General features: G+C 37.5%; 14 protein-coding genes. 5 read left to right on the top strand and 9 right to left on the bottom strand.

What is annotated here, in order from left to right:
• Positions 1-4: 4 nt before the first annotated feature.
• Together ftsZ and lpxC are read left to right on the top strand one after the other, a co-directional pair.
• Positions 5-1,174: a cell division protein FtsZ gene (ftsZ, locus tag Q4493_RS02680; protein ID WP_303449217.1), complete on the top strand. Its 1,170-nt coding sequence runs from the start codon at positions 5-7 to the stop codon at positions 1,172-1,174.
• Positions 1,175-1,306: 132 nt separating this feature from the next.
• Positions 1,307-2,224: a UDP-3-O-acyl-N-acetylglucosamine deacetylase gene (gene lpxC, locus Q4493_RS02675; RefSeq protein ID WP_303449215.1), complete on the top strand. Its 918-nt coding sequence runs from the start codon at positions 1,307-1,309 to the stop codon at positions 2,222-2,224.
• Between the two features lie 43 nt (positions 2,225-2,267).
• Here the strand turns inward: lpxC and Q4493_RS02670 are convergent, their stop codons facing one another.
• Complete coding sequence (locus Q4493_RS02670; RefSeq protein ID WP_303449214.1) at positions 2,268-2,744, bottom strand: DUF721 domain-containing protein; 477 nt, start codon at positions 2,742-2,744, stop codon at positions 2,268-2,270.
• A gap of 65 nt (positions 2,745-2,809) precedes the next feature.
• On the opposite strand from Q4493_RS02670, the gene Q4493_RS02665 reads away from it, so the two are divergent.
• The 3 genes from Q4493_RS02665 (at position 2,810) to mutT (ending at position 7,139) form a co-directional block, all read left to right on the top strand.
• Positions 2,810-3,712 carry a M23 family metallopeptidase gene (locus Q4493_RS02665; protein ID WP_303449212.1) on the top strand — a complete coding sequence of 301 codons (903 nt, stop codon included), beginning with the start codon at positions 2,810-2,812 and terminating at the stop codon, positions 3,710-3,712.
• A gap of 100 nt (positions 3,713-3,812) precedes the next feature.
• The gene (gene secA, locus Q4493_RS02660; protein WP_303449211.1) at positions 3,813-6,515 is read left to right on the top strand and encodes a preprotein translocase subunit SecA; all 2,703 of its coding nucleotides are present in this window, start codon (positions 3,813-3,815) and stop codon (positions 6,513-6,515) included.
• Positions 6,516-6,746: 231 nt separating this feature from the next.
• The gene (mutT, locus tag Q4493_RS02655; RefSeq protein ID WP_303449210.1) at positions 6,747-7,139 is read left to right on the top strand and encodes an 8-oxo-dGTP diphosphatase MutT; all 393 of its coding nucleotides are present in this window, start codon (positions 6,747-6,749) and stop codon (positions 7,137-7,139) included.
• A 31-nt stretch (positions 7,140-7,170) separates the two neighbouring features.
• On the opposite strand, the gene yacG is transcribed toward mutT, so the two are convergent.
• The 8 genes from yacG to nadC all read right to left on the bottom strand — a co-directional run bounded on the left by yacG (position 7,171) and on the right by nadC (position 14,803).
• Complete coding sequence (gene yacG / locus Q4493_RS02650) at positions 7,171-7,407, bottom strand: DNA gyrase inhibitor YacG (protein WP_303449208.1); 237 nt, start codon at positions 7,405-7,407, stop codon at positions 7,171-7,173.
• Positions 7,408-7,467: 60 nt separating this feature from the next.
• Positions 7,468-8,214, bottom strand: coding sequence for a cell division protein ZapD (zapD, locus tag Q4493_RS02645; RefSeq protein ID WP_303449207.1), 747 nt, complete (start codon positions 8,212-8,214; stop codon positions 7,468-7,470).
• A 99-nt stretch (positions 8,215-8,313) separates the two neighbouring features.
• A complete protein-coding gene (gene coaE / locus Q4493_RS02640; protein ID WP_303449206.1) occupies positions 8,314-8,928 on the bottom strand; it encodes a dephospho-CoA kinase in 615 nt (204 codons plus the stop codon).
• 27 nt (positions 8,929-8,955) lie between these two features.
• Positions 8,956-9,843, bottom strand: a complete 888-nt coding sequence (locus Q4493_RS02635; protein ID WP_303449205.1) for an A24 family peptidase — start codon at positions 9,841-9,843, stop codon at positions 8,956-8,958.
• An 80-nt stretch (positions 9,844-9,923) separates the two neighbouring features.
• On the bottom strand, positions 9,924-11,174 hold the full coding sequence (locus Q4493_RS02630) for a type II secretion system F family protein (RefSeq protein WP_303449204.1): 1,251 nt from the start codon (positions 11,172-11,174) through the stop codon (positions 9,924-9,926).
• Positions 11,175-11,264: 90 nt separating this feature from the next.
• Positions 11,265-12,974, bottom strand: a complete 1,710-nt coding sequence (gene pilB, locus Q4493_RS02625; RefSeq protein WP_303449203.1) for a type IV-A pilus assembly ATPase PilB — start codon at positions 12,972-12,974, stop codon at positions 11,265-11,267.
• A gap of 137 nt (positions 12,975-13,111) precedes the next feature.
• The gene (locus Q4493_RS02620; RefSeq protein ID WP_303449202.1) at positions 13,112-13,558 is read right to left on the bottom strand and encodes a prepilin-type N-terminal cleavage/methylation domain-containing protein; all 447 of its coding nucleotides are present in this window, start codon (positions 13,556-13,558) and stop codon (positions 13,112-13,114) included.
• A gap of 333 nt (positions 13,559-13,891) precedes the next feature.
• The gene (gene nadC, locus Q4493_RS02615; protein ID WP_303449201.1) at positions 13,892-14,803 is read right to left on the bottom strand and encodes a carboxylating nicotinate-nucleotide diphosphorylase; all 912 of its coding nucleotides are present in this window, start codon (positions 14,801-14,803) and stop codon (positions 13,892-13,894) included.
• Positions 14,804-14,805 lie beyond the last annotated feature (2 nt).

Genomic DNA, 14,805 nt, shown 5'->3' with positions numbered 1-14,805 from the left:
GAAAATGTTTGAATTAATGGAAGACCATAACGAAGAAGCAGTAATTAAAGTCATCGGTGTTGGTGGAGGCGGCGGTAACGCTGTTGAGCACATGGTGTGTCAAACCATCGAAGGTGTAGAATTTATTACAGCAAATACCGACTCGCAAGCGTTACGAAATTCTTCAGCGAATGTAACTTTACAAATGGGCGGTGATGTTACTAAAGGTTTAGGTGCGGGTGCTAATCCAGAAATTGGCCGTCGTAGTGCCGAAGAAGATAGAGAAACCATTAAGGAAACTTTACAAGGTGCTGACATGGTTTTTATTGCTGCTGGTATGGGCGGTGGTACAGGTACTGGTGCTGCGCCAGTAGTTGCCGAAGTGGCTAAAGAAATGGGCATTTTAACCGTTGCAGTTGTTACTAAGCCTTTCCCTTTTGAAGGGAAAAAACGTATGAACTATGCCGAGCAAGGTATTGAATTTTTATCGAAAAATGTTGATTCTTTGATCACTATTCCAAATGAAAAGTTATTAAAAGTATTAGGTCCTGGTACTTCATTATTAGATGCTTTTAAAGCGGCAAACAATGTTTTATTAGGTGCCGTTCAAGGTATTGCGGAACTTATTACTCGTCCTGGACTCATAAACGTGGATTTCGCCGATGTTCGCACAGTGATGTCTGAAATGGGCACCGCTATGATGGGATCAGGTTTAGCGTCAGGTGAAGATCGCGCTGAAGAAGCTGCAGAAGCCGCTATTTCAAGTCCATTATTAGAAGATGTTGACCTTGCAGGTGCGCGCGGTATTTTAGTAAATATCACTGCTGGTATGGATATTAGTATTGATGAGTTTGAAACAGTAGGTAATGCAGTTAAAGCGTTTGCTTCTGAAAATGCTACGGTTGTAGTGGGTGCGGTGATTGATCCTGAAATGACAGAAGACCTACGAGTGACGGTCGTTGCAACAGGTATTGGTGCTGAACGTAAGCCAGATATTACGTTAGTTAACCCTGCTCCTGCAATGGAACCTATTGCCGTTGGTCAAGAATTTATTGCTAACCCGCAAGCGGAAATTAGTTCGCAACCAGTGACAATGCAAGATGCAAATGCACAAGTACAAGCACAAAAAATGCCTGCGGCAGATTTAGATAATTATTTAGATATCCCTGCATTTTTAAGAAAACAAGCGGACTAAATCATTTTCTAATAGGTAAATGATTGAGTAAAAGCTGAGGTTTTGATTTTATTATGCTTTTTTGCTATATTATGCGCCCGTCATTATTCGACGACGTATTTTAAGTAAAATATAGGCTTAAGAAGGCTGTTTATGATTAAACAACGTACCATTAAAGAAAGTATATCGGCAGTAGGTGTTGGCTTACACAAAGGCGAAAAGGTGCAGATCACTCTCCGACCTGCGCCAGCAAATACGGGTATCGTATTTCGTCGTGTAGACTTAAAACCTGTCGTTGATATAAAAGCGACACCCGAAGCTGTGGGTGAAACAACTTTGTGTACCTGTTTAGTGAATGAGCAAGGCGTTCAGATTTCCACCGTCGAACACTTGCTATCTGCTGTTGCAGGTTTAGGAATTGATAATTTAGTTATTGATGTTGATTCTCCTGAAATTCCAATTATGGATGGCAGTGCGCTACCGTTTGTTTATTTAATTCAATCGGTAGGCATCGAAACCTTAAATGTTGCTAAACGCTTTATTCGTATTACTAAAACTATTCGTGTTGAAGAAGGCGATAAATGGGCTGAATTAAAACCATATCAAGGTTTTAAGGTAAATTTTGCCATCGAATTTGAGCATCCTGTTATTGCTAATACTTGTCAAACAATGAGTATGGATTTATCGAGCTGTTCATTTATAAAAGAAATTAGCCGTGCTCGTACTTTTGGTTTTATGAAAGATATTGAGTTTTTACGTTCTCATAACTTAGCCTTAGGTGGCAGTTTAGAGAATGCGATTGTGCTTGATGAATATCGTATGCTAAATAAAGATGATTTACGCTACGATGATGAGTTCGTCAAACATAAAATATTAGATGCCATTGGTGACTTATACATGTGTGGTAGTAGTATTTTAGGCGAATTAAATGCGTTCAAGTCAGGCCATGGATTAAATAACTTATTATTACGTGAAGTGTTTAAGCAAGTTGATTCTTGGGAGTGGGTTACTTACGAGAATGAAGCCGAATCTCCTATAGAATTCCAAGAAATTAGCGCTAATCAATTTTAATGATGAAATATTTTACGAAAACCAGCTTTTAGAGCTGGTTTTTTTATATCGTATTTTTTGGGTTATCGGCTAAGCTGGCCAACCGTTGCAATTTTCGTTTTAAACTTTCAGGCGCATTTTCGGCAATTTCATTTAACTGTTGTGCGGTTTTTTGTGAAATATTCCTTACAATTGGAGGATTGATAGGCTGCTTTATCTGCTGTTGATTACGATAAGGGGACACTTTAATTTCAATCTGAGTGAATTCACCCGCCGAGACATCTGATAATTTCTGACTGATTTTAACGCGTTCAAATTGCAGTCGTTGCCCCCAAGTTGCTGAAATCACCTCAATTACGATAGAATTTTGTTTGAAATTGGCAATATGCCATACTTCTGCTGGCAGGTCGGGGCATGTTTGTCGTACAATATCTGCTAAAATAGTTAAAGAGTTGGTTTTTGCTGCTATATATGCCAAAGTGCCGGTTGAAGATTTCATCAAGCTAGAGGTATCGAGAGGTTTTTTTGTTTTTCTAGCCATAAATCAACCAGTTATATATTATCATTCTTAAATTGCAGAGTGATACTAATGAAATAAAGAGTCCTATGAGTTTAACACTACTATATCGCGGAAAGAATGTTAGATTTTCAATGAAATTAAATAAATTTCATTGGCTATCTGCTATCGTGATATTTTCTATCATCTCGGGCTTTATTGTTCACTTACTCATTTCTTCAGATGCTGAACCAAATTTACCGCTGTACAGTATTAAAAACAATACTATCGAGACGAATGAACCAAGTGATGTAAATGAGCAACAAGTGGTTGCTTTAACCATGAAATTAGCCGAGCTACAAAGTCAAGTCTTACGATTAAATGCGCTGGGCGATCGCCTCGCTGAACAAGCCAACATTCCTGAAAATGAGTTTAACTTTGAAACATTACCCCCTAGTGGTGGCCCTATGATTCAAAGCCAAGGGAGTGAAAAAAGAAGCTTAGTTGAGTTATTAGCCGATATTTCAAAAGTTGAATTAGCATTATCATTTGAAGAAAAACAATTATTAATGCTTGAATCTATTACTTTGGGTCACCATATAGAAAATATGAGCTATTTATCGGGTAGACCTATCAAAAAAGGATGGCTTTCCTCTTATTTTGGTACACGTAAAGATCCGTTTAATGGTCAACCTGCAATGCATAAAGGTATTGACTTTGCAGGTAAAGAAGATGCTGACATCATCACCACCGCATCAGGTGTTGTAACGTGGGCAGCAAAACGTTATGGCTATGGAAATTTAATAGAAATAAATCACGGTAAAGGGATAAAAACCCGATACGGTCACAATAAAAAAATATTGGTAAAAGTGGGTGATGTTGTTAGTAAAGGACAAGTCATTGCTAAAATGGGAAGTACAGGTCGTTCAACAGGCCCTCATGTACATTATGAGATTCTCCGTAATAACACTCAAATAGATCCAATTAAGTACGTTTATCGAAAAGCTAAATAGGTTTTTTGCATAATATTTTTTCTGTGATCGGCCTAGGCCGATCACTTTTATTTTGAAGCAGAAGATATTCTTCGCGATTTTATAAAATGGTTAAAACACGATGTTTGTAAATTTAATGACAAAACTGTTTGGTAGTCGTAATGATCGATTAATCAAACAAATGCAAAAAGAAGTTGTAAAAATAAATGCACTAGAGCCAGTTTTACAAGCACTGAGTGATGAAGAGTTAAAAGCTAAAACAACTGAGTTTAAAGAGCGAATTGCTAAAGAAGAAACATTAGATAGCATATTGCCAGAAGCTTTTGCCGTTGTTAGAGAAGCAAGTAAACGTGTGTTTGGTATGCGCCATTTTGACGTGCAAATGATCGGTGGCATGGTGCTTAACAATGGTAAAATTGCTGAAATGCGTACCGGTGAAGGTAAAACATTAACCGCAACGTTACCAGCCTATTTAAATGCGTTAACAGGCAAAGGAGTTCATGTTATTACGGTGAACGACTATCTTGCTAGTCGTGATGCTGATTGGGCTCGTCCATTATTTACCTTTTTAGGTATGACTGTTGGCTGTAATATACCTGGAATGTCACCGCAAGATAAGCAAGCGGCTTATCAGTCAGACATTACTTATGGAACAAACAATGAGTTTGGTTTCGATTATCTACGTGACAATATGGCATTCTCGCCAGAAGAGCGCGCACAAAAACCATTAAACTTTGCCATTATTGATGAAGTAGATTCGATTCTTATTGATGAAGCGCGTACACCGCTAATTATTTCAGGGCAAGCAGAAGACAGCTCAGAACTATATCGTTTAATCAATACCGTTGTGCCAACGTTAGAGCAGCAAAACGAAGAAGATAAAGACGAAGAAACTGGTCAAAAAGAAGATTTTGTTGAAGGTGACTTCACCATTGATGAAAAAGCTAAACAAATTTATTTAACAGAGCGTGGTCAAATTCGCATCGAACAAATCATGCAAGAAAAGAATTTGATAGAAGAGGGCGATTCTTTATTCTCAGCGAGTAATATCACCTTGCTTCATCATGTTATGGCGGCTTTACGTGCCCATAAATTATTCCAAAAAGATGTCGATTATATCGTTAAAGATGACGAAATTATTATTGTTGATGAACATACAGGTCGAACAATGGAAGGTCGTCGCTGGTCGGAAGGTTTACATCAAGCGGTGGAAGCGAAAGAAGGCGTTAACATTCAAAATGAAAACCAAACCTTAGCATCTATTACTTTCCAAAACTTTTTCCGTTTATACAATAAATTATCGGGTATGACAGGTACTGCGGATACAGAAGCTTTTGAGTTCAATCATATCTATGGTTTAGAAACGGTCGTTATTCCAACGAATCAACCGATGATCCGTAAAGATTTGGCGGATCTTATCTACCTAACCGCCGAAGAAAAATTTGAAGCTATTCTCGAAGATATACAAGACTGTGTAAAACGTGGCCAGCCAGTGTTAGTGGGTACCATTAGTATTGAAACGTCTGAGTTCTTATCATCATTTTTGAAAAAAGCTAAAATTAAACATAAAGTCTTAAACGCAAAATTCCACCAACAAGAAGCTGAAATTGTAGCTGATGCCGGTAAAGTCGGTGCGGTAACTATTGCCACTAATATGGCAGGTCGTGGTACAGATATTGTATTAGGGGGCAATTTTGATGCGATTGTTGATAAATTAAAAAATCCTACTGAAGAAAATATCGCGAAAGCGAAAGAAGCTTGGCAAATTGAACATGACAAAGTACTTGAGTTAGGCGGCTTACATATTGTTGCTACTGAACGTCATGAGTCACGTCGAATAGATAATCAATTACGTGGTCGTTCAGGTCGTCAAGGTGATGCGGGTTCAACACGTTTTTACCTATCGATGGAAGATGGTTTAATGCGTATTTTCGCGTCTGAACGTATTACGAATATGATGCGTAAACTTGGTATGGAACGCGGTGAAGCTATTGAACATCCATGGGTGACAAAAAGTATTGAGAATGCGCAACGCAAAGTGGAAGGACGTAACTTTGATATTCGTAAACAATTATTAGAATTTGACGATGTTTCTAATGATCAGCGTAAAGTTATTTACGAACAGCGCAATGAATTAATGGATGAGTCTGATATCAAAGATGTTATCTCAGCAATTCGTGCAGATGTTGTTAACGGTATTATTGACCAACATATTCCACCGCAATCATTAGAAGAAATGTGGGATGTTACTGGTTTAGAAGAACGTTTTAAAGGTGACTTAACCATCGAAATGCCGATAGCGCAATGGTTAAAAGAAGACACTAAGTTACACGAAGAAACTTTACGAGAGAAAATTTTAGCAACAGTTGAAGCTCAATATGAAGCTAAAGAAGCTATGGTAGGTGCCGACGTATTACGTCAGTTTGAAAAAGCGGTAATGTTGCAAAGCTTAGACTCTCATTGGAAAGAACATTTAGCGGCGATGGATCATTTACGCCAAGGTATCCATCTACGTGGCTATGCTCAAAAGAATCCGAAACAAGAGTTTAAACGTGAATCTTTTGAATTGTTTTCTGAATTACTTGAAAACTTAAAATATGACGTTATCGGTATTTTAAGTAAAGTACAAATTCGCGCCGAATCAGATGTTGAAGCAGTAGAAGAGCAGCACCGTAAAGCGGATGAAGCGCCAAAAGAGTTCTCTCATGAATCATCAGGGGACGCAACTGCACAACAGCCACAAACTCCACGAGTAGGACGTAATGAACCTTGTCCTTGTGGATCCGGTAAGAAGTATAAGCAATGCCATGGTAAATTGAGTTAATTAAAATTCATCTTGTCGTTGTAAAACTTAATTTCATTGTTAGAAGTACTCATTGACTAGCGTCAACTCCGTGCTTCTTCCTCGAAATTAAACCATACAACTTAAAGCTGAATTTTTAATAAATTAGATTAATAATTCGATTTAAGAATTAGTATTTATTTTGCAAATGCCAATCATCTGATTGGCATTTTCATTTTGAGAAAGTGTGTTAATAAAGTTTTGAGAGAAATTATGAAACAAGTTCATGTTGCTGTTGGGGTTATTGTCTCAAATGGAGACGTTTTTCTTACTAAACGTCTTGATCATGTTCATCAAGGTGGAAAATGGGAATTTCCAGGTGGTAAGGTTGAAGAGGGCGAATCAGTTTCTCAAGCGCTTCATAGAGAGCTACAAGAGGAAATTGCTATTGATGTACTATCTTGTATGCCATTAGTTGAAATAAGCCATGATTATGGTGATAAGCGCGTAAAATTAGACGTTTTCTTAGTCGATAACTTTCAAGGAGAGCCAACCGCGCAAGAAGGGCAACAACAAGGCTGGTTTAATATAAGTGAATTAAGCTCGGTTGACTTTCCTGAAGCGAACATTGTTATTGTTGAAAAACTGAAAGGTTTATATGCTTAAGATCTTCGAGTGAAAAGTCAGAGTTAAAAAGTTACTCGGGCTCAACAAAAAACTTATTATGCTGAAGAAATTCATCTTCTAGTGCATCTAACATCTCTTCACTAATTTGCATATCTTTCTGTGCAGGCTGTGAAATTTTATGGTTTTCATCTGCCCAATCACCTAAATCAATTAATTGGCAACGTTTACTACAAAATGGGCGAAACTCGTTTTCGGGTAACCATTGAACTTGTTTATCACAGGTAGGACAAGGCACTTTAAGAGACATAAGGTAATTCTTTTAAAAAATAATCCGAATTATAAGAAAAACAGAGAGTGGTTACTAGCATTAACAACGTGCTAATTGAAATTGCACCTGTTGATCATAATATTTCCGACCCGTTTCGTTACAAGGCAACATAAACCTAATCGAATAGCGAAATTTATTACCACTCACTGTTGGGTAGTAGTTGGCATCCTGAGCTAATTTTATGCGTAATAATAAAATGCCTTCACCATTATCTTGATAAAAACCATTTTGACATTGCACATTTTCAAAACTGGTACGTTGTCGAATAAATTTTAAAATAAGTGCTAATGATGAAAAAACTTGTGTTAATAGCGATAGCCAATGATGAATGTCTTTTTCAATGTCAGTGTGGGGGCGATTAAGCCAGAAAGTTAGTTGCGGCAGGTCAAAGCTACAGCTACCGCCTTGCATGGCATAACGTTGTTTTAAAGTAGAAAGAAACTTATCTTCTTTAAGTTGTAACCATTGCGGGCTCGGGGTTTTAAGTTGACAAAGTAAGGAAACAGATTGTTTTAAATTATCCTCCAAAATACTGTTATCAACATTCGGAGCTCTCGACCAAATTACCAGATTTTGTTCCAATTTTTCCAGATCTTTGATTAATTCTCCACGAATATCATTGCGCTCTAAGGTATCTAAGATGGCAAAAAAAGAAGAGAAAAATATTTGATGGCTGAGGTCAATATCGCAATGTAGACAATTTTTTGCTTGAGAATATAATTGCTCAAGCTTTAAATAGTTTCTAATACGCTCATTGAGCGGATGTTCATACAATACAGACGACATTTTGAAACGCTTTAGCTTAATGATTTAATAGGTAATTATTTCTATACTACCTATAGAGTTGACAAATGGCTAATATTTTTACTTGTCGATGTTTGTTGATTAGGAATTAACCGCGCTGGCTTGACTTTGGTAGCGTGCATTCAATGAAATCACTTGTTCTCTCACGTATGCTAAGTCAGCTCGTTCATTGTTAATGATATCATCAGCTAAAGCTAAACGTTGGTCTCTATTTATCTGGCTGTTGATAATGGCGTTAACTTCTTGCTGATTACTCTTGTCTCGAAGACAAGTTCGTTTTAGCTGAGTTTCAACAGATACATCCACCACTAGCACTGTATTGACTAAAACGTGTAAATTATTTTCAAGCAATAAAGGTGCTGATAAGATGCAATATTGCCCAGCGGCTTGTGATAATGCCATTAAAATAGATTGTCTGATCAACGGGTGTAATAATGCGTTCAACCAACGTTTATCTTCATCATCGGCAAAAACTTTACTTCGTAAGGCGCTTCTATCTAATTCACCATTGGTCAGTAAAATTTCTTGACCAAAATGTTGAGCGATTTCTTTAAGGGCTAGACTGTTAGGAGCGACAACTTCTCGAGCGATAATGTCTGCGTCAATTATTTCAACGCCTAATTCTGCAAACATATTCGATACGGTAGTTTTGCCGCTACCAATACCACCGGTTAAACCTACAATGTATTTCGCCATTTGCTCACTCGTCAAAACCTAGTTTTTTTAAGGCATTATGTAGCTTAAATAGCTTTGCCAAATATTTTCACCCCATAATAGACAAATCCAGCCAGCCATTGCTAAGTAGGGGCCAAACGGAATCGCTTGTTCACGTGCGTGATTTTTAAATACCATTAATGAGATGCCAATAACGGCACCGACTGCAGAAGCCATTAATATTAATAAAGGTAATAATTGCCAGCCCATCCAAGCGCCAAACACTGCTAATAATTTGAAATCACCATGCCCCATTCCTTCTTTTCCGGTGATTAATTTGAATAACCAAAAGACTGTATATAGGCTCATATAACCACTCACAGCACCAATAACAGCTTGATCTAAGGGAACAATTAATCCATCAATATTAATGAGTAAGCCTAACCATAAAAGAGGATAAGTAAACTGGTCAGGTAATAACATATGATCATAATCAATCATGGTTAAACAGATTAGCCCCCAAGTTAAGATTAAAACAAAAAAGGTGATAGGGGCGACGCCAAAATGAAGGGCTACAACTAAACTTAATATAGCGGTTGCGCTTTCAATAATTGGATAACGGATGGAAATTGCCGTTTTACATTGGCTACATTTACCTTTTAAAAACAACCAGCTAAGTACAGGTATATTTTCATAATAACGAATTTCATGCTGGCAATGTGGACAGGTTGAATTAGGCTTTGAAAGCGTAATTAGTGGTTGCACTTTTTCAGGAGAATCGTTAATTTCGTCTGCCAGAAATTCTCGACATTCTTTATACCATCCTTGTTCTAACATTTTTGGAAAGCGAAAAATAACGACATTTAAAAAGCTACCTATGGTTAAAGCAACAATAACTACTGTTATATAGAAACTTAAAGGGTAATACTCAAAGGTGGTAATAACATCTGAAAACACGAGGAACCTACTTGAAAAGTTATTTGAAAATTGCGGAAAAAAGGTGGCGAAGCATTATCGCCACAGTATACTTGCGCAGGTTAAACGACCATACCTATTTGGAATATAGGTAAGTACATAGCAACTATTAACCCACCAATAACTACACCGAGAACCGCCATTATCATTGGCTCCAATAAGCTCGTCAATGAATCTACGGCATCATCTACTTGTTGCTCGTACACTGTTGCGACTTTGGCTAGCATATCATCAACTGCGCCAGATTCTTCACCAATGGCCACCATTTGAATGACCATATCAGGAAATATATTACAATTACGCATTGCTAAATTCATTTGCATACCTGAAGAAACTTCTGAGCGAATTTCTAAAATAGCATCGCGAAAAACAGCATTACCAGAGGCCCCGGCAGCAGACTCTAAGGCATCGGGTAACGGCACACCGGCAGCAAAAGTCGTTGAAAGCGTGCGGGCATAACGTGCGACAGCGGCTTTCTCTAATAAATCACCTATAACAGGTAGTTTTAGTATTTTTCTATCGACACTATCGCGAAATTTTTGGCTGTTTAAGTGAGCCTTTTTGAATAAATATATAGCGGCTATAACAATCCCTAAGCCAAGATACCAATAGGATTGCATAAATTCAGAGATAGCTAAAACTAATAATGTAAATGAGGGTAATTCAGCGCCAAAGCTGTCAAATATTTCTTTAAAAACAGGTACGACAAATATTAATAATATGGAAGTAACAATCGCTGCTACCACTAAAACGGCAATTGGGTAGGTCATTGCTTTTTTAATTTTTGCTTTTAGCGCTTCTGCTTTTTCTTTGTAAGTTGCAATACGATCATAAATGGTTTCAAGCGCGCCCGATTGCTCCCCTGATTGAACGAGATCACAATACAAACTATCGAAAAATTTAGGGTGTTCACGCAAACATTCCGATAAAGGAATACCTGATTGTAATTTAATCCCCACATCCCCTAACAGCTTTTGCATGTTGCCATTACTATGACCTTTACCTATCATTTCAATTGATTGCACTAAAGGCACACCAGCGGTTAACATAGTAGCGATTTGACGAGTAATTACTGCGATATCAGCTGCAGTAATGGCTTTATCGCCGCCTAAGCCAAATAAAGGTTTTGCTTTTTTCTTAACTCTGCCAGGCGTGACACCTTGTTTTCTTAATTGTGCTTTTAATTCCAGCATACTGGCTGCTGAAAGTTCACCGGAGACTTTTTTACCTTTTCGGTTCACGCCTTGCCATTGAAAGACATCGAGCTCTTTTACGGTAGCCATTTTTTGTTTTGCCGAAGCTGAAACTGCCATATAAACCCCTAACTTATTAATTACATTTATGTCGGTAAATTATATTAATAATTCGTTTTCCTAGGTAAACAAATTCAAAAAATAGTGCGTTTATGAATTTGTTACTCGATTAATTTCTTCTAAACTTGTCATACCTTGCATGGCTTTTTTAATGCCTGATTGTCTTAAATTATCAAAACCTTCTTTTTGGCATTGTGCGGCAATATCTAATGAGTTTCCGCCTTCCATAATAATATTGGCAACTTGCTCACCGATTTTAATGACTTCATAAATACCGACCCGGCCTTTATAGCCGCCGGTACATTGCTCACAGCCGACAGGTTTAAATAATGTAAATTGGCCGATTTTATCTTGCGGAAAGCCCTGATTAATTAATTCTGCTTCAGGGATAACTTCTTCTGCTTTACATTGAGTGCATAATCGGCGTGCAAGTCGCTGAGCAATAATAATGCTGACAGAGCTAGCAACGTTATATGAAGGTACGCCCATATTGAGCAAACGAGTTAAAGTTTCAGCGGCAGAATTAGTATGTAAGGTAGATAATACTAAATGACCCGTTTGTGCGGCTTTTATCGCGATTTCAGCGGTTTCTAGATCTCGAATTTCACCCACCATCACGATATCTGGATCTTGACGTAAAAATGAGCGTAACGCACTAGGGAAAGTTAAGCCCGCTTTGGTATTAATTTGTACTTGGTTTATACCTTCTAGATTGATTTCAACCGGATCTTCGGCGGTTGATATATTTCGCTCTTGAGTATTTAAAATATTTAAACCGGTATAAAGTGATACTGTTTTTCCTGAGCCGGTAGGGCCTGTCACTAATATCATGCCTTGTGGTTGGGCGAGGGCGTCCATATAGATTTTTTTTTGCTCAGCTTCATAACCTAGCATATCAATACCAAGCATTGCACTTGAAGAATCTAATATCCGCATTACAATTTTTTCACCCCACATAGTGGGTAGGGTGCTGACACGAAAATCGATAGATTTACGTTTTGACAAGGCTAATTTTATACGACCATCTTGCGGTACGCGGCGCTCAGCAATATCAAGTTTAGACATGACTTTTAAGCGCGCAGCCATGCGAGAAGATAATGAAATAGGCGGTTTTGCGACTTCGGTTAATATACCATCAACCCGAAAACGAATACGATAAGATTTTTCGTAAGGTTCAAAATGTAAATCAGAGGCACCTTTTTTAATAGCATCGAGCAGTATTTTATTAATATAAACAACAATAGGCGCATCTTCTTTACCGCCGGTGGCACCTTCATTGTCTTCATCTGTTCTTTCTTCTTGAACATCAATGCCAGCAAGTTCTTCAGTATCAATATCGCTGATGTCTAGCGCGTCGCTTTCTTCTTCTAATACTTTATCAATACAGGCATGTAAACTTTGTTCGTTAGTTAATACTAATTCAGTGGTAAAGCCGGTATTAAATTGAATTTCTTCAAGTGCATCTAAATTGGTTGGATCAGACATCGCGACAAATAACACTTTGCCACGTAAAAAAAGTGGCAGCGCATTATGCTTTCTAATCAGTTTTTCGTTGCGGATGCCGTCTGGTACAAGACTGGTATCGAAAAACTGTAAATCAATTAATGGATAACCAAAACTACGCGATAAGATACTAGCAATATTTTGGGCATTAAATTTTTTATCTTCAACAAGATAGCGAACAAAAGGTTTTTTTTGCTGAATAAAATCAGCACTAATTTCATCTAGCTGCTCAGGAGACACTAAATTATGCTTAGATAACGCTGATAACAAACTAGATTGTTGGTGTAGTCCTTTCATAAAGTCTTGGTTGTACTCAATTTAATAGTAACGTTAACAGTGTAACGCATTTTTGTACACAAAGAAAAACAGTTGTTTAAAAATTAAAAAAGCTCCTAAAAGGAGCTTTTCAATTTTGTTTATTTTAGTTTATAAAATTAACAAAGAGCTGGGTTGGTTGCATTACCATTACAAGTTTCTGCCCAAGAAGTGATAGGAGCACCAACTGTTACACCGCCTGTAGGTGTTAAAACATATGTATTTGCAGCAGCGATTCCTTTAAATACATTTGGAGTAACAGTAATCACACCATTTGCTACAGCAACACTTGCTACAGCCTGAGATGTAGTAGTTGCAGGAATACCATTCGTACCTAAATCACAATCAGCAATAGCGTTAGTTAAAACACAAACACCAACTGCTGTTTTATAAGGTGTTACTGCTAATTTTACTTCAGCATAGGCTGCTTTGGATGTATAAGTTTGATAAGCCGGTAATGCTACCGCGGCTAAAATACCGATAATCGCAACCACGATCATCAATTCAATTAATGTAAAACCTTTGTTAGTTTTTGCTGTTGCTAAGTTTTGTAATGTTTTTTTCATAATAATTAAATCCATACTCTAATTACGGGGGCTGACTTCATACTGCGACAAAATTTGTGAAATGTAAAATTTTGTATCGATTTTTTTTGAATTTTTTTCAATTTTTATCTAAAAAGCCCTTTTTTAAGCAAAATAAGGTTGATTTTTAACAGAATATTAACGCTTGATGATCGTTAAATGACAGTAAATTTAATTTTTTAAAGATCTAATGATTCTTTAAAGCGCTTAAATGATGAATGAGTGGAAGATTGTTTGATAATCAAAGATAAACTAATAAGAAAGCAGCAGGACTAATCTTAAATGATTAGTCCGTTTTAGTTGGAAATAATTAGATCAAACAAAACGCATTGAAAGGTCAACGGCGTTAACATGTTTTGTTAACGCACCTGATGAAATAAAATCAACCCCTGCTTTAGCATAAGTGGTTAATGTTTCTATGGTCATATTGCCGGAAACTTCAAGCTTAGTATTACCTTGTGAAATTTCGGCCGTTAATGCGACGGCTTGCTCGATCATGGCAGGGGTAAAATTATCTAACATGATAATGTCAGCCTGTGCATTAAGTGCTTGCGTTAATTCATCAATACTTTCAACTTCAACTTCAACCGTAATCGAAGGGTGATTGGTTTTTGCGGCTGAAATAGCTTTTCCAATACCACCACAGGCGGCAATGTGGTTCTCTTTAATTAAGAAAGCATCAAATAAACCAATACGATGATTTACTCCGCCACCACACTTAACCGCATACTTTTGCGCACTACGTAAACCTGGGACGGTTTTTCGAGTATCAAGTAATTTAGTGGTGGTGCCAGCTAAGCATTCAACATATTTACGAGTGGTGGTTGCTGTGCCTGATAAGGTTTGTAAGAAATTAAGAGCACTACGTTCACCAGTAAGTAAGATGCGTGCATTACCTGATAATTCAAATAACGTGGTATTGGCTTTAACCACTTGGCCATCATTAACAAACCAAGTAATTTTTGTTGCTTGTTGACCAGTAAAACCTAAGGCTTTATCTAGTTGTAAAAAAACTTGGTTTACCCATTCAACACCACAGATCACACATTCATCACGGCTGATAATATTCGCTACTGCTAAGTTGTCTGCGGGGATTAATTCGGCAGTAATATCTAAGCTGTTGGTTATTTCGGTCGGTTTACGAACGCCAAGATCTTCACATAATGCCCAAGCAACGGTTTGCTCAATATCGTGTTGAAGTTCTGTTGAATGTTGAGAAGTGGTCATTA

Source organism: Colwellia sp. 1_MG-2023, from assembly GCF_030546755.1.
In the GTDB taxonomy this organism is placed as follows: domain Bacteria; phylum Pseudomonadota; class Gammaproteobacteria; order Enterobacterales; family Alteromonadaceae; genus Thalassotalea_H.
The sequence above is the reverse complement of the archived record's forward strand: the minus strand, read 5'-3'. Positions and strand labels throughout refer to the sequence as shown.

Excerpts from the sequence above, each read along its gene's own strand:
- mutT (WP_303449210.1), top strand. The coding sequence starts at position 6,747 with ATGAAACAAGTTCATGTTGCTGTTGGGGTTATTGTCTCAAATGGAGAC.
- Q4493_RS02620 (WP_303449202.1), bottom strand. The coding sequence starts at position 13,558 with ATGAAAAAAACATTACAAAACTTAGCAACAGCAAAAACTAACAAAGGT.
- pilB (WP_303449203.1), bottom strand. The coding sequence starts at position 12,974 with ATGAAAGGACTACACCAACAATCTAGTTTGTTATCAGCGTTATCTAAG.
- lpxC (WP_303449215.1), top strand. The coding sequence starts at position 1,307 with ATGATTAAACAACGTACCATTAAAGAAAGTATATCGGCAGTAGGTGTT.
- zapD (WP_303449207.1), bottom strand. The coding sequence starts at position 8,214 with ATGTCGTCTGTATTGTATGAACATCCGCTCAATGAGCGTATTAGAAAC.
- Q4493_RS02670 (WP_303449214.1), bottom strand. The coding sequence starts at position 2,744 with ATGGCTAGAAAAACAAAAAAACCTCTCGATACCTCTAGCTTGATGAAA.
- nadC (WP_303449201.1), bottom strand. The coding sequence starts at position 14,803 with ATGACCACTTCTCAACATTCAACAGAACTTCAACACGATATTGAGCAA.
- Q4493_RS02630 (WP_303449204.1), bottom strand. The coding sequence starts at position 11,174 with ATGGCAGTTTCAGCTTCGGCAAAACAAAAAATGGCTACCGTAAAAGAG.
- yacG (WP_303449208.1), bottom strand. The coding sequence starts at position 7,407 with ATGTCTCTTAAAGTGCCTTGTCCTACCTGTGATAAACAAGTTCAATGG.
- coaE (WP_303449206.1), bottom strand. The coding sequence starts at position 8,928 with ATGGCGAAATACATTGTAGGTTTAACCGGTGGTATTGGTAGCGGCAAA.
- secA (WP_303449211.1), top strand. The coding sequence starts at position 3,813 with ATGTTTGTAAATTTAATGACAAAACTGTTTGGTAGTCGTAATGATCGA.
- ftsZ (WP_303449217.1), top strand. The coding sequence starts at position 5 with ATGTTTGAATTAATGGAAGACCATAACGAAGAAGCAGTAATTAAAGTC.
- Q4493_RS02665 (WP_303449212.1), top strand. The coding sequence starts at position 2,810 with ATGAGTTTAACACTACTATATCGCGGAAAGAATGTTAGATTTTCAATG.